General features: G+C 72.0%; 16 protein-coding genes. 8 read left to right on the top strand and 8 right to left on the bottom strand.

Features of this window, described 5'->3' with window-relative positions:
- The first annotated feature begins 49 nt into the window (after positions 1 to 49).
- Complete coding sequence (gene dnaK, locus ACZ41I_RS11800; protein ID WP_399766012.1) at positions 50 to 1912, top strand: molecular chaperone DnaK; 1863 nt, start codon at positions 50 to 52, stop codon at positions 1910 to 1912.
- Positions 1913 to 1925: 13 nt separating this feature from the next.
- Here dnaK and ACZ41I_RS11795 read toward each other — a convergent pair whose 3' ends face one another.
- Together ACZ41I_RS11795 and ACZ41I_RS11790 are read right to left on the bottom strand one after the other, a co-directional pair.
- Positions 1926 to 2789 (bottom strand): helix-turn-helix domain-containing protein, encoded by an 864-nt coding sequence (locus ACZ41I_RS11795; protein ID WP_363216244.1) that lies wholly within the window; start codon positions 2787 to 2789, stop codon positions 1926 to 1928.
- Between the two features lie 98 nt (positions 2790 to 2887).
- Positions 2888 to 3781, bottom strand: coding sequence for a helix-turn-helix domain-containing protein (locus ACZ41I_RS11790; protein ID WP_468513965.1), 894 nt, complete (start codon positions 3779 to 3781; stop codon positions 2888 to 2890).
- 36 nt (positions 3782 to 3817) lie between these two features.
- Between ACZ41I_RS11790 and ACZ41I_RS11785 the strand changes: the two genes are divergently transcribed.
- From ACZ41I_RS11785 to ACZ41I_RS11770, 4 genes are all read left to right on the top strand, one after another.
- A complete protein-coding gene (locus ACZ41I_RS11785) occupies positions 3818 to 5005 on the top strand; it encodes an ADP-ribosylglycohydrolase family protein (RefSeq protein WP_468513964.1) in 1188 nt (395 codons plus the stop codon).
- Between the two features lie 156 nt (positions 5006 to 5161).
- A complete protein-coding gene (locus ACZ41I_RS11780) occupies positions 5162 to 5467 on the top strand; it encodes a 4a-hydroxytetrahydrobiopterin dehydratase (RefSeq protein ID WP_468513963.1) in 306 nt (101 codons plus the stop codon).
- 5 nt (positions 5468 to 5472) lie between these two features.
- Positions 5473 to 6264: a class I SAM-dependent methyltransferase gene (locus tag ACZ41I_RS11775; protein ID WP_468513962.1), complete on the top strand. Its 792-nt coding sequence runs from the start codon at positions 5473 to 5475 to the stop codon at positions 6262 to 6264.
- Positions 6265 to 6501: 237 nt separating this feature from the next.
- The gene (locus ACZ41I_RS11770; RefSeq protein ID WP_363216238.1) at positions 6502 to 7404 is read left to right on the top strand and encodes a class I SAM-dependent methyltransferase; all 903 of its coding nucleotides are present in this window, start codon (positions 6502 to 6504) and stop codon (positions 7402 to 7404) included.
- A 97-nt stretch (positions 7405 to 7501) separates the two neighbouring features.
- Here ACZ41I_RS11770 and ACZ41I_RS11765 read toward each other — a convergent pair whose 3' ends face one another.
- The gene (locus ACZ41I_RS11765) at positions 7502 to 8209 is read right to left on the bottom strand and encodes a glycoside hydrolase family 75 protein (RefSeq protein WP_468513961.1); all 708 of its coding nucleotides are present in this window, start codon (positions 8207 to 8209) and stop codon (positions 7502 to 7504) included.
- Between the two features lie 213 nt (positions 8210 to 8422).
- Here ACZ41I_RS11765 and ACZ41I_RS11760 point away from each other — a divergent pair, with 213 nt between their 5' ends.
- A complete protein-coding gene (locus ACZ41I_RS11760; RefSeq protein WP_363216236.1) occupies positions 8423 to 9034 on the top strand; it encodes a hypothetical protein in 612 nt (203 codons plus the stop codon).
- A gap of 82 nt (positions 9035 to 9116) precedes the next feature.
- Here ACZ41I_RS11760 and ACZ41I_RS11755 read toward each other — a convergent pair whose 3' ends face one another.
- The 3 genes from ACZ41I_RS11755 to ACZ41I_RS11745 all read right to left on the bottom strand — a co-directional run bounded on the left by ACZ41I_RS11755 (position 9117) and on the right by ACZ41I_RS11745 (position 13792).
- Positions 9117 to 9953 (bottom strand): aldo/keto reductase, encoded by an 837-nt coding sequence (locus ACZ41I_RS11755; protein ID WP_468513960.1) that lies wholly within the window; start codon positions 9951 to 9953, stop codon positions 9117 to 9119.
- Between the two features lie 196 nt (positions 9954 to 10149).
- Positions 10150 to 11976, bottom strand: a complete 1827-nt coding sequence (locus ACZ41I_RS11750; RefSeq protein WP_468319124.1) for an AMP-dependent synthetase/ligase — start codon at positions 11974 to 11976, stop codon at positions 10150 to 10152.
- A gap of 328 nt (positions 11977 to 12304) precedes the next feature.
- On the bottom strand, positions 12305 to 13792 hold the full coding sequence (locus tag ACZ41I_RS11745; protein ID WP_468513959.1) for an MFS transporter: 1488 nt from the start codon (positions 13790 to 13792) through the stop codon (positions 12305 to 12307).
- A gap of 116 nt (positions 13793 to 13908) precedes the next feature.
- Here ACZ41I_RS11745 and ACZ41I_RS11740 point away from each other — a divergent pair, with 116 nt between their 5' ends.
- Entirely contained in the window at positions 13909 to 14886 is a 978-nt protein-coding gene (locus ACZ41I_RS11740; RefSeq protein WP_468513958.1) for an Lrp/AsnC family transcriptional regulator, read from the top strand.
- A 16-nt stretch (positions 14887 to 14902) separates the two neighbouring features.
- Here ACZ41I_RS11740 and ACZ41I_RS11735 read toward each other — a convergent pair whose 3' ends face one another.
- Complete coding sequence (locus ACZ41I_RS11735; protein ID WP_468513957.1) at positions 14903 to 15772, bottom strand: LysR substrate-binding domain-containing protein; 870 nt, start codon at positions 15770 to 15772, stop codon at positions 14903 to 14905.
- Between the two features lie 185 nt (positions 15773 to 15957).
- On the opposite strand from ACZ41I_RS11735, the gene ACZ41I_RS11730 reads away from it, so the two are divergent.
- Positions 15958 to 16974: a bile acid:sodium symporter family protein gene (locus ACZ41I_RS11730; protein ID WP_468513956.1), complete on the top strand. Its 1017-nt coding sequence runs from the start codon at positions 15958 to 15960 to the stop codon at positions 16972 to 16974.
- Here ACZ41I_RS11730 and ACZ41I_RS11725 read toward each other — a convergent pair.
- Positions 16924 to 18795, bottom strand: a complete 1872-nt coding sequence (locus ACZ41I_RS11725) for an exo-alpha-sialidase (protein WP_468513955.1) — start codon at positions 18793 to 18795, stop codon at positions 16924 to 16926. The two genes, ACZ41I_RS11730 and ACZ41I_RS11725, sit on opposite strands and share 51 nt — an antisense overlap.
- Positions 18796 to 18871: the final 76 nt, after the last annotated feature.

Below are 18871 nucleotides of genomic sequence, written 5' to 3'. Positions count from 1 at the left end.
CGTCATGTGCTGGGAGAGCGGCAGGCACCCGGGCGGAAGGGGACGGACCATGACACGCGCGGTCGGGATCGATCTCGGGACGACGAACTCGGTGGTGGCCGTCCTGGAGGGCGGCGAGCCCACCGTCGTCACCAACGCGGAGGGTGCGCGGACCACACCGTCGGTGGTGGCGTTCGCGAAGAACGGCGAGGTGCTGGTCGGTGAAGTCGCCAAACGGCAGGCGGTGACGAACGTGGAGCGCACCGCCCGCTCGGTGAAACGCCACATGGGCGACGCGAGCTGGCGCTTCCCGGAGCAGGGCTCGATCGACGGCACCCGCCTTCGGGCACAGGAACTGTCCGCCCGGGTGCTGCAGAAACTGAAGCGGGACGCGGAGGCCTACCTCGGCGAGGACGTCACGGACGCGGTGATCACCGTACCCGCGTACTTCGACGACACCCAGCGGCAGGCCACCAAGGAGGCCGGCGAGATCGCCGGCCTGAAGGTGCTCAGGATCATCAACGAGCCGACCGCCGCCGCCCTCGCCTACGGCCTGGACCGCGGCGAGGAACAGACGGTCCTGGTCTTCGACCTCGGCGGCGGCACCTTCGACGTCTCCCTGCTGGAGATCGGCGACGGCGTCATCGAGGTCAAGGCCACCAACGGCGACACCCACCTCGGCGGCGACGACTGGGACCAGCGGATCGTCGAGCACCTGGTGAAGCGGTTCAAGGGGAGCTACGGCATCGATCTGGCCGCCGACAAGATGGCGGTGCAGCGGCTGCGGGAGGCCGCCGAGAAGGCCAAGATCGAACTGTCGTCGTCGTCGGAGACGACCATCAACCTGCCCTACATCACCGCCTCCGCCGAGGGCCCGCTGCACCTGGACGAGAAACTGACCCGGGCCCAGTTCCAGGAGCTGACCGCCGACCTGCTCGACCGGTGCAAGAAGCCCTTCCACCAGGCCGTCCAGGACGCCGGGATCGAGCTGTCCGCGATCGACCACGTCATCCTCGTCGGCGGCTCCACCCGGATGCCCGCCGTCACCGACCTGGTCCGCGACCTCACCGGCAAGGACCCGCACAAGGGCGTCAACCCCGACGAGGTGGTCGCCGTGGGCGCCGCCCTCCAGGCCGGCGTCCTGCGCGGCGACGTCAAGGACGTACTCCTCCTCGACGTCACCCCGCTGTCCCTCGGCATCGAGACCAAGGGCGGCATCATGACCAAACTCATCGAGCGCAACACCACGATCCCGACCCGCCGTTCGGAGATCTTCACCACCGCCACCGACAACCAGCCCTCGGTCGGCATCCAGGTCTACCAGGGGGAACGCGAGATCGCCGCCTACAACAAGAAGCTCGGCGTCTTCGACCTCACCGGGCTGCCGCCCGCGCCGCGCGGCGTCCCGCAGATCGAGGTGGCCTTCGACATCGACGCCAACGGGATCATGCACGTCTCCGCCAAGGACCTCGCCACCGGGCGCGAGCAGAAGATGACCGTCACCGGCGGCTCCGCCCTGCCCAAGGACGACATCGACCGCATGATGCGGGAGGCGGAACAGTACGCCGAGGAGGACCGCAAACGCCGCGAGGCCGCCGAAACCCGCAACCAGGCCGAGCAACTCGTCTACCAGACCGAGAAGTTCCTCCGCGACAACCACGACCGCGTCCCCGCCGGCACGCGCGGCGAGGTCGAGACGGCCGTCGCGGAGCTGAAGACCCTGCTGGAACAGAACGCCGACACCACCGCCCTGCGCACCGGAGTGGAGAAGCTCGCCACCGTCAGCCAGAAGATGGGGCAGGCCATGTACGCGGCCGCCTCGTCCTCCGCCGACGGCGGTCCGGCCACGGAACAGGGCTCCGCCCCCGACGAGGAGGGCGTGGTGGACGCCGAGATCGTGGACGAGGACAGGGACAAGGGAGGCGCGGCCTGACTCCCCACGGATCTCACAGCCTCCGGCGGAACTCCCGCAGCAGGGTCCGCGTGCGCTGTGCCGACGCCGCCCGCGCCGTCATGTGGTCCAGGACCTCCAGATGCGCGGCGACCTCACGGCGGGAGTCCAGGTACAGGGCACCGGTCAGGTACTCGGTGAACACCATGTCCGGCAGCTCCGGTTCGGCGAACCGGAACAGGGTGAACGGCGCGTACGTCCCCGGATGCGGGCCCGCCGCGAACTCGGCGAGCTGCAGCGTGACCCGGTCCCGCTCGGCGTACTCCAGCAGCCGGTCCAGCTGCGCGCGCATCACCTCGCCGCGCGTGCTCACCGGACGCCTGAGCACCGTCTCGTCCATGATCACCCACAGGTGGGGCGGGTCGTCCCGCTCCAGCAGCCGCTGCCGCTCCATGCGCAGCGACACATGCCGTTCCACGGTCTGCGGCGAGGTCTGCCCGATCGTCCCGGCCTCCAGCACGGCCCGCGCGTAGTCCTCGGTCTGCAGCAGACCGGGGATGAAGTGCGGCTCGTACGAGCGGATGATCCGGGCGGCGCCCTCCAGACTGACGTACAGGCTGAACCAGTCCGGGAGCACGTCGTGGAACCGCTGCCACCAGCCCGGCTGGTTCGCCTCCTCGGCCAGCCGCACGAACGCGGCCGCCTCCTCCTCGGCCACGCCGTAGGTGTCCAGCAGCACCTGCACGTACGGGATCTTCAGCGCGACCTCGGCCATCTCCATCCGCCGTACGGTCGCGGGCGCCACCCGGAGCACCCGGGCGGCCTCCTCGCGGCCCAGGCCCGCCGCCTCCCGCAGCTCCTGCAGCCGCTTGCCGAGCACCACCTGACCCACGGTGGGCGCAGCCCGCCGCTCACTCACGCCACGCCCTCCCCTTACGCGCCGACGTACCCGGGCAGTCTGTCATGCGATGCCCTCCCGCACACCGGTCCGAGAAGCATCCGGGCGGCGGGCAGGCGTCAACCGGCCAGTGTGTGCAGGTACTTGGCGGTCGCCGGGTCCGCCGGCAGGAACGTCTCGATGGCGAGTTCGGCGACGGTGACGTCCATCGGTGTGTTGAACGTGGAGATCGACGACACGAACGACAGGATCCGGTCGCCGACTTCGATGCGCAGCGGCAGCGCGAAGTACGCGACGGGCTCCTCCGGTTCACCGGCCGGCGCGTCCTCCTCCGGTACCGGGTAGGCGGCCACCTCCTCGTACAGGGCGCGCAGCCGTTCCGAGCGCTCCAGGGCGATCTGCCGCTCCATCTGGGCGAGCAGATGCCCGCGCCACTCGCGCAGATTGCGGATGCGCGGGGCCAGCCCCTCCGGATGCAGGGTCAGCCGCATCGCGTTGGGCGCCGGGCCGAGCAGTTTCTCCGGTACGCCGTCCAGCAGCATCGCGATGCCCCGGTTCGCGGCGACGACCGTGTAGCCGGCGTCGACCACCAGCGCCGGGTAGGGCTCGTAGCCCTGGATCAGTCGCTCCATGCCGTCGCGCAGCGCGTCCAGCGCGGGGTCGTCCAGCGGGGTCTCCGGATAGCGCGGGGCGTAACCGGCCGCCAGCAGCAGGGAGTTGCGCTCGCGCACCGGCACGTCCAGATGCCCGGCGAGCCGCAGCACCATGTCCTCGCTCGGCCGCGACCGGCCGGTCTCGATGAAACTGATGTGCCGGGCCGAGGAGTCGGCACGCAGCGCCAGCTCCAGCTGGGAGATCCGGCGCCGCTCCCGCCAGGCCCGCAGCAGCGGTCCGACGCCCTTGCCGGAAGCGGCGGAAGCGGTGGAAGCGGTGGACGCGCCGGAACCGGCGGACGCGGCGAGGGCGGCGGGGGCGGTGGCGGACGCGGCGGGGCCGGAAGCGACAATGGTCATACGTCCGACCGTAGTCCAGGAGTTGCGGAGTTACGCATGCACGAGCCGTGGTCGAAGCCCTGGCGGACCTCGTCCCCTCAGTCCCTTCAGGCCGCGGCCGTGTACCGGGCCAGGGTCCGCGGCTGTCTCCTCGGCGGCGCCCTCGGTGACGCCCTCGGCTACCCCGTGGAATTCGCCTCCCTGGACCGCATCCGCGCCTCGCACGGGGCCCGCGGCGTCACCGGTCTCGTGCCCGGCGCGCACGGCGCGGTCGGCCTGATCAGTGATGACACGCAGATGACCCTGTTCACCGTCGAAGCCCTCATCCAGGCGCACGCCCGGGAACGCGAGAAGGGCATCGGCGGCGCCTGGCCGCTGCTGCTGCGTCAGGCGTACGAACGCTGGCTGGAAACCCAGTCCAAGCCGGGCCCGTCGCAGCCGGAACCGCCGCAGCCGGAATCGCCGCAACCGGGCGCGTCGTTCCCGGCCCCGTCGCGGTCCGGGCCGGGCCGGCCGGCACCGTCGTATCCGGGCGTCCCGGCCGGCGGCCTGGTCAGCGAGGCCTGGCTGTACGCCCGCCGTGCCCCCGGCAACGCCTGCCTGTCCGGCGTCGCCCAGATGTACGCGCCCGACCCCGCGCTGCCGCTCGACGGCACACCGGGCGAGGTCAACCCCGACTCCAAGGGCTGCGGCACGGTCATGCGCTCGGCCCCCTTCGGCCTGGTCACCTCCGCCGACACGGCCTTCGCCATGGCCGCGCGCGGCGCCCAGATCACCCACGGCCATCCCACCGGCTACTACGCGGCGGGTGCCCTCGCCGCGATCGTGGCCCACCTGGTCGCCGGGGACTCCCTGGAGGGCGCGGTGCTGCGCACGCTGCGGCTGCTGGAGGGGCACCGCGGCCACACCGAGACGACGGCCGCCCTGCGCGCCGCCCTGGACCTCGCCGCCGACGGGGCACCGACGGCCGAGAAGGTGGAGTCCCTCGGCGCGGGCTGGATCGCCGAGGAGGCCCTCGCCATCGGCGTCTACTGCGCCCTGGCGGAGCCCGACGCCGCGCGTGCCCTGCTGCTGGCCGTCAACCACTCGGGCGACAGCGACTCCACCGGCTCCATCTGCGGGAATCTGCTGGGCGCCCGGTACGGCGACACCGGCCTGCCGCACCCCTGGGTGGCACAGGTGGAGGGCCGGGCCAGGATCGCCGCACTCGCCGACGACCTCGCCGCGGAGTGCGCGCACGCCTGATGTGCGCAGTGTGCGGGCGGCTGATGCGGGGGAGTGTGCAGGGGACTGAACCAGGGGGGTGTGCAGGCGGCCGACGCGGGCGGAGTAGGCGCGCGGCCGGCGTGGCAGGCTGATGGCGTAGCCCTCCTTCCCGCCGCCTCGAAGGGAGACCCGGCCATGGCCGTCGAACCGCTGTCGCAGAAGGAGATCGAGGACCGGCTCGCCGAGCTGCCCGGCTGGTCGGTGGAGTCCGGCCGGCTCACCCGCTCCTACCGCCTCGGCTCGCATGTCGCGGCGGCGGCGCTCGTCATGCACATCGCCGCCGTCCAGGACGAGCTGGACCACCACTCCGACCTCAGCCTCGGCTACAACACCGTCTCCCTCAGCGTGCACACCCACAGCGCGGGCGGCGCCCTCACCGAGAAGGACTTCCGTCTCGCCCGCAGGGTGGAGGACATCGCCCCAGGTCACGTCGGACACTGAGGGACGTGCTCGACTACGACGAAGAAGCCGACGCCTACGACGCGTCCCGGGGCGGCGAGGCCCGCGCCGCAGCGGCCACCGAGGCGATCCTCGGCCTGATCCCCGACGGGCCGGGCCGTCTCCTCGACGTCGCCTGCGGCACCGGCATCGTCACCCGCCGGCTGGCCGCCGACCGTCCCGCGCTGCGGGTGACGGGCGCGGACCTCACCCCGGCCATGGTCCGCATGGCGGGGGCCCGGCTGCCGGGTGCGGTCGTACGGGCCGACAGCCGCCGCCTGCCCTTCCGCACCGGCACCTTCCACGCGGTCACCAGTATCTGGCTGCTGCATCTGCTGAAGGACGCCGAGGACGTCCGCGCCATCGTCGCCGAGTGCGCCCGCGTGCTGCGCCCCGGCGGGGTGTACGTCACGACCGTCGACAAGGCCGCGGCGCACGACGTCGGCAGCGACATCGACGCCGTCCTCGCCTCCCGCCCGCACCGCCCCGCCCAGGACGCCGCCGCCACCGTCACCGCGCACGCCGCCCGGCACGGGCTGCGGCCGGCCGGCGACGCCGTGTTCCCCGGCGTCGGCCAGGGCCGCAGCCCCCGCACCACCATCGCCGACCTGCGCCGCGGCTGGTTCACCCTGCTGCCACCGGGTGAGCCCCGCACGGAGGAGTTCGCCACCCGGCTGACCCGCCTGCCGGACCAGGACCGCCCCCGCCCCGACCCGGTGTTCGCGCTGCGTGCCTACCGCAAACCGGTGGCGGATCGAGGGACGGGAGCGGCGACCTCCCCACCGGACTTGGCGCCGTAGTGGGTCAGCGTCTCGCCACGCCGACGTCGTCGGTGTAGTCGGCGACGGTGACGTGAAGTCCGCAGTTGTTTCGGGGACTTGACGGGTCCCGGGTGTCGGGCCGGCCCGTCCGCCGGGGGCTTGACCGCCGGCGGACGAGCCCCCGGCGGATCGCTTTTTGCGGCACCGGCAACGAAAGTGGCACCGCCCCCGTGCGCCGTCGCAGGCTGGCCGCATCCGAGCGAGAGGCTGACCACCATGGCACACGACCACCACATCCCCCAGGGGCAGCACGGCCATCACGCCCACGGCCACGGAGGGGATACCGACTGGGCCGCCATGGCGGCGCTGATGGAGGCGGAGGCCGAGGTGTTCGGCCCCGCGTACGCGCGGGCCCTGGCGTGGCTGGGCAAGGAAGTGACCGAGCCCGGTCTGATCGTGGACGCGGGCAGCGGACCCGGGGTCATCGCCTGCCTGATCGCGGAGACGTTCCCCGGCGCGCGGGTGGTCGCCGCCGACGGCTCCGCGCCTCTGCTGGAACGCGCCCGCGAACGCGCCGCCCGCCAGGGCGCCGCCGACCGCTTCGACACGCTGGCCGGGGAACTTCCGGGCGTTCTCGCCGAGTTGGACTATCCGGTGGACCTGCTGTGGGCCAGCCGCAGCCTGCATCACCTCGGCGACCAGAAGGCCGCGCTCGCCGCGTTCGCCGCCCGGCTCGCCCCCGGCGGCACACTGGCCATCCTGGAGGGCGGCCTGCCCGCCCGCTACCTGCCCCGCGACATCGGCTTCGGCCGTCCCGGACTGCAGGCCCGCATCGACGTGGCCCAGGAGGACCGCTTCGCCCGGATGCGAGCCGAGCTGCCCGGCGCGGTCGCCGAGGCCGAGGACTGGCCCGCCCTGCTGGGCGCGGCGGGCCTGAGGCACACGGGCACCCGCAGCTTCCTCCTCGATGTGCCGGCCCCCGTCCCGGACCGGGCCCGCGCCTTCGTCGTCGCCGCCCTGACGCGGGCCCGGGAGATCCACGCCGACGTCCTGGACGCCGGCGACCTCGCCGCCCTGGACCGTCTCCTCGACCCCGCCGACCCCGGCAGCGCCCACCGGCGTCCCGACGTGTTCGTACTGGCGGCCCACACGGTGCACCGGGCGGTACGGCCCGTGTGACAACGGCCGGCCGGGGCGATCCGGCAGCCGCCCGGGGGCGACGTCGGCACCGTGGTCGTACGCCCGCCGGGCCGGCCCGGCGGGCGTACCGCACGGGTCAGTTGTTCTGGAGGAACTGCTTGGCCAGCTGGTCTCCGAGAGAGACCGCGGCGCTGTGGCTCTCGATGGGGGAGACCTTGGAGTTCTTGAACAGTATGTAGGTCACGCCCGAGTCGACGCCGCCGTTGGCCGGGTCGGGGTCGATGCCGAGTGCCTTGGCGGTGGCGTACGACGCCTCGCCGATGATCTGCGTGGGGCCGGTGTCGCCGACGACGGCGTACTCCACCTTGTTCTGGTAGATGACCGCGACCACTCCACCGCCCTTGATGCCGGCGCCGGCGTAGTTCCAGATGCTGCTGGAGCTGGGGACCACGACGTACGGCAGCGACTGCGCCTTCAGCGGCTTGCCGTCGGACTGGTGGAAGGCGGTGTCGTCCTGGTACCAGGGGTCGCGGTCCTCGTTGCACTCGGTGGTGCGCTGGCCGTCGCAGTCGATGTCCATGTCGGCCTTCCAGAACACCGCGCCGTTCTTGCCGCAGACGGGGACCGTGGCCGATGTCTCGTCGTCCGTCTTGTACTTGCCGTTCGATATCTGGGAACAGGACGTCACCTTGGCGAGCAGGTCGGCCGCACTGACCGAGCCCTCCTGGGCGGAGTGCGGGGCGGACCTCGCCGCGGAGCCGGCGGAGGCGTGTGCCGGCAGGACTCCGGCGGTGAGCAGCGCGGCTGCGGAGGCCGCGGCGAGGGACAGGGTTCGAAGGCGCACGGTGGGGGACCCTTCTGTTAGGAAAGTTTCCTTACCAGGTGCCGTACACCGTGGACCTGTACGCATGTCCTCGTCAAGCCTGTCGTGGTGAACCGGTGAAACACACGCGTATTGCGGTGATTTGTGACCACGGCAAAACTGAAGAAAAACGGCCACTGCGAATATATCGGCCGCTGTCGGCCGACTCGGTCACGGCTCCGGGAGGCGAGGCGCATGTACGTACGCACGGTGTACGCGACCGGCGATCCGGCGCAGCTGGACACGGCCGTCCGGGCCCTGAACACCCGCGGGCACGACCTGCTGGAGGAGCGCCCCGGATACCGGGGAGCGGGCGTCTTCGTCGACCGTGACCTCGGCAAGCTGCTCACGGTCAGCTGGTGGGAGTCCGCGGATGCCCGTCGGATCAGCGACGAGGTGATGAGCGCGCGGCGGCCGGAACTGCTGCAGCCCTTCGCCGGGACCGTCGCGGTCGAGAACTACGAGGCCGCCGTCTTCCACGCCGGGCAACGGACCCTCTCCGGCGGCGGACTGCGGCTCACCCGGCTGGAGTTCGAACCGGCGGACACGGACCTCGCCGCGGACACCTTCCACGCCGGCGTGCTGCCCCGGCTGGAGGTGCTGCCCGGCTTCGCCGGGGCGGCCCTCTTCCTGGACCGCGAACGCGGCCGTGGCATGACCGGCGTCCTCTTTGCCGACCGCGCCTCACTCGCCGCCGCCCGCGCCCGCCAGGCCGCGATCCGCCGCGAGGGCACAGCCAAGGCACACGCCACGGTGATCGCCCTGGAGGAGTTCGAGGTCCTGCACGTGGACGTACGGGGCGACTGACCGGCGACTGACACCGTGCGCGGCCACGCGGACGGCCGTCCGCCCCGGCAGGCGGGGTGGACGGCCGTGGTGCGCGGGGCTGTCAGGCCATGTCGAAGGTGGCCGGGTCGGGGCCCAGGCGCCGGTCCTCGTTGAGCGCGCTGATCGCCGCCAGGTCCTCGTCGTCCAGGGTGAAGTCGAAGACCTCGATGTTCTCTCTGATCCGGGACGGCGTCACGGACTTCGGGATCACGACGTTGCCGAGCTGGATGTGCCAGCGCAGCACGACCTGCGCCGGCGTACGCCCGTGCTTCTGCGCGATGGCGACGATCGCCGGCACCTCCAGCAGGCCCTTGCCCTGGCCGAGCGGTGACCAGGCCTCGGTCGCGATGCCGTGCTCCGCGTGGAACGCGCGGGCGGCGTGCTGCTGCAGATGCGGATGCAGCTCGATCTGGTTGACCACCGGGACGACCGAGGTCTCGGAGATCAGCCGCTGCAGGTACTCGGGATGGAAGTTGGACACACCGATGGCGCGGACCCGGCCGTCGCCGAGCAGCTTCTCGAACGCCTTGTACGTGTCGACGTAGGCGTCGCGGGAGGGCAGCGGCCAGTGGATCAGGTACAGGTCGACGTAGTCGAGACCCAGCTTCCGAAGCGACGCGTCGAAGGCCCGCAGGGCGGAGTCGTACCCCTGGTCGCTGTTCCAGAGCTTGGTGGTGACGAAGATGTCCTCGCGGGGCAGGCCGGAGGCGGCGATGGCCTTGCCGGTGCCCTCTTCGTTGCCGTAGATCGCCGCTGTGTCGATGCTGCGGTACCCGGCCTCCAGCGCCGTGGCGACGGCCTGCTCGGCCTCGTCGTCCGGCACCTGCCAGACGCCGTAGCCCAGCTGGGGCATTTCGACGCCGTTGTTGAGGATGATCGGGGGGACCTTGCTGCTCACGAGCTTCTTGATCCTTCGGTTGTGGACAGGTGGTACTCCCATCGTCAACGATCACGCGCCGCGACGCATTCCTGACCGCGCACTCCGTCTCCACCGACCGGTCAGTCCGTCACCGCGGCGCTCCATGACGTCCCGGCGCAGCGAACAGCGGCGGCGTATTCCGGTCGGCGGCGATCCGGAGCGGGCCGGCCCTGCGTCAGGTCCGGTAGAGGGCCTCGACCTCGTTGTCGTACGCCTTCTCGATCGCCTTCCGCTTCAGCTTCAGCGACGGGGTGAGCAGACCGTGTTCCTCGGTGAACGGCTGCGCGAGGATGCGGAAGGTGCGGATCGACTCGGCCTGGGAGACGAGGGTGTTGGCGGCGACCACCGCCCGTCGCACCTCCGTCTCCAGGTCCGGGTCGCGCACCAGCTCGGCCGGGGTCATCCTCGGCTTTCCGCGCATCTGCAGCCAGTGCTCGACGGCCTCCTGGTCGAGGGTGACCAGGGCGGCGATGTAGGGGCGGTCGTTGCCGACGACGATGCACTGGTTGACCAGCGGGTGCTCGCGGACCCGCTCCTCCAGCACCCCCGGGGAGACACTCTTGCCGCCGGAGGTCACCAGGATCTCCTTCTTGCGGCCGGTGATGGTCAGATAGCCGTCCTCGTCGAGGGAGCCGAGGTCACCGGTGGCCAGCCAGCCCTCGTGCAGGGTCTCGTCGGTGGCCTTCGGGTTGTTGAGATAGCCCTGGAAAACGTTTCCGCCGTGCAGCCAGATCTCCCCGTCGTCGGCGATGTGCACGGTCACGCCGGGGATGGCCTGGCCGACGGTGCCGTAGCGGGTGCGCTCGGGCGGGTTGGCGGTCGCCGCGGCCGTGGACTCGGTCAGGCCGTAGCCCTCGTAGATCTGCACACCGGCGCCCGCGAAGAACAGGCCCAGCCGGCGGTCCATCGCCGACCCGCCGGACATCGCGTTGCGGATCCGGCCGCCCATCGCCGCACGGACCTTGGAGTACACGAGCTTGTCGAAGAGCTGGTGCTGCATGCGCAGCCCCGCCGACGGGCCGGGCCCGGTGCCCCACGCCTTGGCCTCCACGGCCTCCGCGTACTTCACCGCGATGTCGACGGCCTTCTCGAACGGCCCGGATCTGCCTTCCTTCTCCGCCTTCCGGCGGGCCGCGTTGAACACCTTCTCGAAGATGTACGGCACCGCGAGGATGAAAGTCGGCTTGAAGGCCTGCAAATCAGGCAGCAGGGCGGCGGCGTTCAGCTGCGGCTGGTGCCCGAAGCGGACCCGGCCGCGGATCGCGGCGACCTCCACCATCCGCCCGAAGACATGCGCGAGCGGCAGGAACAGCAGGGTGGAGGCCTCGTCGTCCTTCTTGGTGTGGAACACCGGCTGCCACCGCTGGATCATCGTGTCCGCCTCGTACATGAAGTTGGCGTGCGAGAGGACACAGCCCTTGGGGCGGCCGGTGGTGCCCGAGGTGTAGATGATCGTGGCGACCGAATCCGGGGTGACCGCCTGCCGGTGCCGGTGCACCAGCTCGTCGTCCAGGTGCGCCCCGGCGTCGTACAGCTCCTGCACACAGCCCGCGTCCAGCTGCCACAGCTGGCGCAGCTGCGGGAGGCGGTCGATGACGGTGGCGATGGTCATCGCGTGGTCCTCGTGCTCCACGATCGCCGCGGACACCTCCGCGTCGTGGAGCATCCAGAAGCACTGCTCGGCCGAGGACGTGGGATAGACCGGCACCACCTGGGCACCGATCGACCACAGCGCGAAGTCGAACAGAGTCCACTCGTAACGGGTGCGGGACATGATCGCGACGCGGTCGCCGAAGCGGATGCCGCGCGCCAGCAGGCCCTTGGCGAGGGCCAGGACCTCGTCTCGGAACTCGGCGGAGGTCACCTCCCGCCACTGCCCGGAGGCGTCCTTGCGGCCGAGAGCGATGTGCGTGGGATCCGTGCGGGCATGCTCGAAGACCGCGTCGGCCAGACCGCCCACCGGCGGCGCCGACGTGAGCGGCGGGTTGGTGAACTCGCGCAAACCTCGCTCCCCGATCCTCGCTGCTTGGTCACGCCCGTGACACGCGGCACAGCGCGGTGAAAGCTACCCCACACCGTCATCCGGCGGGAGGGGGTCGGAAACCGAGCAAACCTCATCTTTCTCCCCGCCGGTGACCGGAAAATGCCCGCACATGGGGAAGGGCCGGACATGGTACTGACGGGTCAGTAAGTTTCGGTCCCGTAATCTCCACCGAATCTGTACGCGGCGATTACGGCGCACACCGTACTGATCACCGCATACGGGGCAGGGTCCAGGGGGCCGGCGAGGGCAGTCCTGGAGCACCGGCCTCGCCCTGTCCCGTGGCGGCTCACCGGCGGGCCGGCACCGTCCGCTCCGGCACCGCGCCGGACGCCTGCTGCGGCGTCGGCCGGCCCCTCCGTACGAGGAGCAGCACCAGCACCCCCGCGGCCATGCCGGTCAGACCCGCCACCACCAGGCCGGCGTTCAGGCCCGAGGCGAACGCGGCGCGCAGGACGGGCTCCGGGAAGCCGTCGCGCAGCGCACCGGCGCCGCCGCCCGCCAGGGCGTGCGCCGCGCCGCTCGGCAGCGCGCCGGTCATCCGGGAGGTGAGCACAGTGCCGAAGACGGCCACGCCCAGCGCGTACCCGAGCTGCCGGACCGTGTTCACCGCACCGCCCGCCATTCCGGCCCGCTCCGCCGGCACCGCGGCGAGCGCCGCCCCCGACATGGTCGGTACGACGAACCCGGTGCCCGCACCGACCAGCACGAACCCCGGCACCAGCGCCGTCCAGTCGGAGCCCGCGTCCAGCACCGCCTGGCACAACGTGCCCGAGGCGATCAGCAGCAGCCCGCCGCCGACCGTCAGCCAGGCCGGTACCCCGTGCAGCAACCGCCCCACCAGCACCGCCACCAGCATCGACACCACGGTCATCGGCAGCAGCGTCAGCCCGCCCCGCACCGGGCTGAGGCCGAGCAGGGTCTGCATCCAGAGCGACAGATAGGGGATCGCGCCGAACGCCACCCCGTTGAAGGCGAACGAGGCCACCATCACCCCGGCGAACGCCGGCCGGCGCAGCAGCGACAGATCCAGCAGCGGATGTGCCACCCGCCGCTCCACCAGCACGAACAGCGTCAGCGCCAGCGCCGCCACCGCGAACGCCGTCAGCGTCGCCGCCGCCGACCAGCCGTCCTCGCCGGCGCGCACCACCGCGTACGTCGCACCGCCCGCGAACACCGCGAAGGCCGCCGTACCCGCCCAGTCGACACTCCTGCCGCGCGCCCCGCGCGACTCCGGGACCATCCGCAGGGTCAGCCACACCTCCAGCACGCTCACCGGCAGGTTCACGAAGAAGATCCACCGCCAGCCCGGCCCCTCGGTGAGCAGCCCGCCGAGCACCGGGCCGACCGCGGCGGCCCCACCGCTGACCGCGCCCCACACGCCGAGCGCCGCCGACCGCTGCCGCCCCCGGTAGACCGAGCCCAGCAACGGCAGGGTCGTCGCGAACATCGCCGCCGCGCCGAGCCCCTGCAGCGCCCGCGCCGCCACCAGCGTCCCCGGCCCCGAGGCCAGCCCGCACAGCAGACTGGCCGCCGCGAACACCACCACGCCCGCCACATGGACCCGGCGCCGCCCCAGGACGTCGGCGGCGGCACCGACGCCCAGCAGCAGCGCGGCCAGCGCGAGCGCGTACCCGTCGACCACCCACTGCAGATCACCCAGCGACGCGTGCAGCGACGCCGCCATGTCCGGCAGCGCCACTACCACGATCGTCACATCCAGCAACAACATGAACGTGCCCAGGCACACGGCCGTGAGCGTCCCCCATGTACGCATGTCCTGACTCCCCGCGTTCCTGCGGACCGATTGCCCGTCGCTCCGTACGATGGCCCAGGTGCGGACGATTGGACCGCTGCACTGTCCATTCACGACGGAATCCGACAGGGGCGCGCATGCTGGAGATGGAAACCGACAGCGTCGACGGGCTCGACCTGCAACTGCTCTCCGCGCTGGCGGTCGACGGCCGGGCCTCCTTCAGCCGGATCGCCGCGGTGCTCGGCGTCTCCGACCAGACGATCGCGCGCCGCTACCGGCGCCTGTGCGCCCAGGGCGGGCTGCGGGTCGTCGCGATGCGCAACGCCTCCCGGCTCGGCCAGGACCAGTGGATGCTGCGGATCCGCTGTGCGCCGGACAGCGCCCTGGCCATCGGGGAGGCCCTCGCCCGGCGCCCCGACACCTACTGGATCGGGCTCGCCTCGGGCGGTACCGAGGTCCTGTGCCTGACCAGGCCGCGCACCCCCGGCGACCACGACGAACTGCTGCTCGGCAAGCTGCCGCGCACGCCGAACGTGGTCGAGATCCGCGCCCTCCAGCTCCTGCACCGCTTCTACGGCGGTGCGGACTGCTGGGTCAGCAAGTTCGCCGCACTCACCGACGACCAGATCGCCGCCCTGCGCCCCGCCGAACCCGTGCCCGGACCGGCCCGCATCGAACCCGAGGACGAACCCCTGCTGGCCGTCCTGGAGCAGAACGGCCGGGCCGCCTACCCCGAGCTCCAGCGGGCGACAGGCCGCTCGGAGTCCTCGGTCAAACGCCGGCTGGCCGCGCTGCGCGCCTCGGGCGCGGTGTACATCGACGTGGAGTACCGGTCCGAGGTCCTCGGCCACCCCGTCGTCGCCGCGCTGTGGGTCACCGCCGCGCCCGCCGCACTGCACTCCGTCGGCGAGGCCCTGGCCGGGCACCGGGAGACCGCCTGGGTCTCCGCGACGGCCGGCCAGTCCAACCTCGCCGTCACCGCGCTGTTCCGCAGCACTGCCGATCTGTACGCCTACCTCAGCGGCCCGCTCGGCGGCCTGGCCGGCGTCCAGCACGTGGAGACCACGCCCTTCCTGCGCCAGGTCAAGAAACTCACCTACCCGATGCCCCGCTGACCTAGGGCGACGGACTTCAGCCGCCCCGGCGGCTGAGGCGTTCCCCACCCGCCAGCAACGCCGCCGCCAGCGCGTTCGCGGCCCCCTCGGCAGCGCCCCTTCGGCGGCCGTGGACGAGTACGAAGTCGACCTTGCCCAGGTCGGGCAGCCCGGACCGCTCCGGCAGACGGAACAGGCCGGGCGGGATGAGGTGCCGGGAGTGGGCCATCACGCCGAGCCCGGCGCGGGCCGCCGCGATCAGCCCGTTGAGGCTGCCGCTGGTGCACACGATCCGCCACGCGCGGCCCTCGCGCTCCAGCACCTGGAGCGCACGGGCCCGGGTGATACCGGGCGGCGGATACACGATCAGCGGCACCGGCCGTTCGGCGTCCAGGCGCAGCCGCTCGGCGCCGATCCACACCAGGTCGTCGCGCCAGACCAGCGCGCCACGGGGATCCTCCGGGCGCCGCTTGGCCAGCACCAGGTCGAGCTTCCCGGCGGCCAGCTGTTCGTGCAGGGTGCCGGACAGCTCCACCGTCAGCTCCAGGTCGACCTCCGGATGGTCGGTGCGGAAGCCCTTCAGGATCTCCGGCAGCCGGGTGAGCACGAAGTCCTCCGACGCCCCGAACCGCAGCCGGCCCCGCACCCGGGTGCCCGTGAAGAACGCCGTGGCCTGCTCGTGCACCTGCAGGATCCGCCGGGCGAAGCCCAGCATCGCCTCGCCGTCCTCGGTCAGCTCCACCGAATGGGTGTCCCGGGTGAACAGCTGCCGCCCGGCCGCGTCCTCCAGCCGGCGCACATGCTGGCTGACCGTGGACTGGCGCAGCCCCAGCCGGCGTGCGGCCTGCGTGAAGCTGAGCGTCTGGGCCACGGCGAGGAAGGTGCGCAGCTGCGCCGGGTCGTACACATCCTCAGGCTACCCGGCTATCGCCATTCATGATGACAGTCAGAGTGGTGTGCGGGATTCCCGATCGCCGGGCGGAGGAGGACGATGGAGGGGGACCTGCAGCCCCTGGAAGCGACAAAGCGACACCCGTCCCGACCCCGTACAGCAATCGGAGCACTGTGAAACGCCTGCGCCGGCCGCGTTGGATGCCGATCGACCCGTACATCGTCCTGCTGCTCGCGACGGTGGGCCTCGCCGCGCTCCTGCCGGCCCGCGGCACCGCCTCCGACGTGGCCTCGGGCGCGTCGACGGCCGCGATCGCCTTCCTCTTCTTCCTCTACGGCGCCCGGCTCTCCACCCGGGAGGCGCTGGACGGACTGCGCCACTGGCGGCTCCATGTCACCGTGCTGGCCTGCACCTTCATCCTCTTCCCGGGGTTCGGGCTGGCCGCGCGGGCGCTGGTGCCGGTACTGCTGACCCAGCCCCTCTACCAGGGGCTGCTGTTTCTGACACTGGTGCCGTCCACGATCCAGTCGTCCATCGCGTTCACCTCGATCGCCCGCGGAAACGTACCGGCGGCGATCTGCGCCGGGTCCTTCTCCTCGCTCATCGGCATCGTCGTCACCCCGCTGCTGGCGGCCGGACTGCTCGGCAACAGCGGGGGCGGGTTCTCCGCCGACTCATTGATCAAGATCGTGCTGCAGCTGCTGGTGCCGTTCCTCGCCGGGCAGGTGCTGCGCCGCTGGATCGGCGGTTTCGTCGCCCGGCACAAGAAGGTGCTCGGCCTGGTCGACCGCGGCTCGATCCTGCTGGTCGTGTACACCGCCTTCAGCGAGGGCATGACCCGGGGCATCTGGCACCAGGTGAGCCCGGCCCGGCTGGGCGCGCTGCTCGCCGTCGAGGCCGTCCTGCTCACCGTGATGCTCCTGCTGACCTGGTACGGCGCCCGGGCACTCGGCTTCGGACGAAACGACCGGATCGCCATCCAGTTCGCCGGCTCGAAGAAGTCCCTGGCCTCCGGGCTGCCCATGGCGAGCGTCCTGTTCGGCGCCCAGGCCTCCCTCGCCGTGCTGCCGCTGATGCTGTTCCACCAGATGCAGCTCATGGTGTGCGCGGTCATCGCCAAGCGGCGCGCCCGCGACCCGCAGGAGGCCCAGGACGCGCCGGGCGCGTCAGCCGAGCACGCGGTCCAGGGGCAGCCACAGGACCGTGTCCTTCGGTGACCGCAGTGCCTTCGGGTCCGACAGCTGTCCATCGATGAGCGCACGGTCCCAGACGTGCACCTCGTCGATCGAGCCGGTGAAGAAGGCCCGGCTGTCCATGCGCTGACCGATGTGCACACCGAAGGGGGAGTTACGGCTGACCGACCCCGGTATGTCGGCGACGGACGACTGCACACCGTCGACGAACAACGACAGCCGTCCTCCGCCCCGGCGCAGTGCCAGGTGATGCCACTGGCCGTCGTTGTATGCGGTATCCGTACGAACGTAGACAGTCTGCGGCGCGATCGCCCCGTCCCGCACCGTGATCAGTCCCTGGATCCGGTGGTTCGCCGGCTCGCCGCGCACCCACACCTGCGGCTGGGTGGTGCCCACCCCGCCCATCCACAGCAGCGGCTGCTCGCCGGCGGTGGCCGTGTAGCGGAACCACAGGGACGCCGTGAAGTCCCTGGTCCCCAGGGGTAGCCCGCTGCGGAACGGCAGGCGCACGGCGTCGTCGGTGCCGTCGAACTCCAGCGCCTTGCCGAAGACCCCGTCCGTCTCCTGCGCGCCGCCGAGCACCGCGGCCGGGCGCGCGTGCGGGGCCAGGTCGGCGGTGACCGGGTCGGGGCCGCGGCGCGGGGCGAGCCAGTCCTCGGTGAAGCGGGCGAAGCGGATCTCGTCGCGCGCGTCCACCGCCCCGCCCTCGTAGAGCAGGCCCACCGTGTCCGCGTCGGCACGCACCATGTCCGAGTAGCCGGACCAGTCCGTGGTGACGACCGTGCCGCGGTCCACGCCGTCCCAGGTCCGGCCGCCGTCGTAGGAAGAGCGGATCATCATCGTCCGCCGCCGGTCGGGGTCGGCGGGGCAGGCGAGCAGAAGCCGGTCGCCCAGGCGCAGCAGGGAACCCTGGACCTGCGGGGCGTACAGGTCGGGCAGGCCGTGGAAGGGCGCGGTGAAGCTGCTCCCGCCGTCGCGGCTGACGGCCTGGGTGCGGTGGCCCAGGTCGGTGCCGTCCTGCTCCCGGCCGCTGACCAGGATGGAGCCGTCGCCGCGCTCGGCGAGGGCCAGCTCGGACGGCTTCTGCCGGAAGGTGCCGTCGTCGGCGATGGGCCAGGTGTCCGTGGCCCCGATCCGCCAGTGGCCGCCGTGGTCGTCGCTCACAATCAGCGCCGCGTGGTTGGCGGTGACCCGGCTGCCGTCCCAGGTCTCGGTGTTGACCCCGAAGACCAGCCGGCCCGCGTACCGGCCCCGGGTCAGCTGGATGCCGTGCACCGGCCCGGTCGCGTACCAGGAGTTCCAGTCGGCGGGCAGGATCTCCGGGCCCGGATCGCGCGGCACGGACCAGCTCTGGCCGTCGTCGTCGCTGTACTGCAGATGCGGGGTGCGGTCGCAGGGGATCGAGCAACTGGCGCTGTCCGTACGGCCCGTGTTGTACGTCTCCGCGAGCCAGACCCGGCCCGTTTCGCGGTCCACGACCGGCGCCGGATTGCCGTGCGTGTCACCGGCGCCCTCGTTGACCACCTGCAGCGGGCCCCAGGTGCGGCCGCCGTCGGTGGAGCGCTTGAGCACGATGTCGATGTCGGCGGCGTCACCGCAGTTGAGGACCCGGCCCTCGGCGAACGCCAGCAGAGTGCCGGCGGTCGTCCGCACGATCGCCGGGATGCGGAAGCAGGCGTAGCCGGGGTCCTGGGACGCCTTGAAGAGGATCTGCTGCTCGAGCACGTCGGATCCGGTGGCCGGTCGGGCGTGCGCGGTGGTGCCGGGGAGGAACGCTGTGAGGGCGGCCGCCGCGGTGACGGCGGCGAGTACGGCTCTGAGACGGGCGCGAAGACCTGACGGCATGGTGCGACCTGCCCTTTCGTCGGCCGGACCTCTGGACATCCGGACATCCGACGTCCAATGCGCCCCATCGAAGGTA

Source organism: Streptomyces sp. NPDC030799, assembly GCF_055572255.1.
Note: the sequence above shows the minus strand (reverse complement) of the source record. Positions and strands in the feature narration are given on the sequence as shown.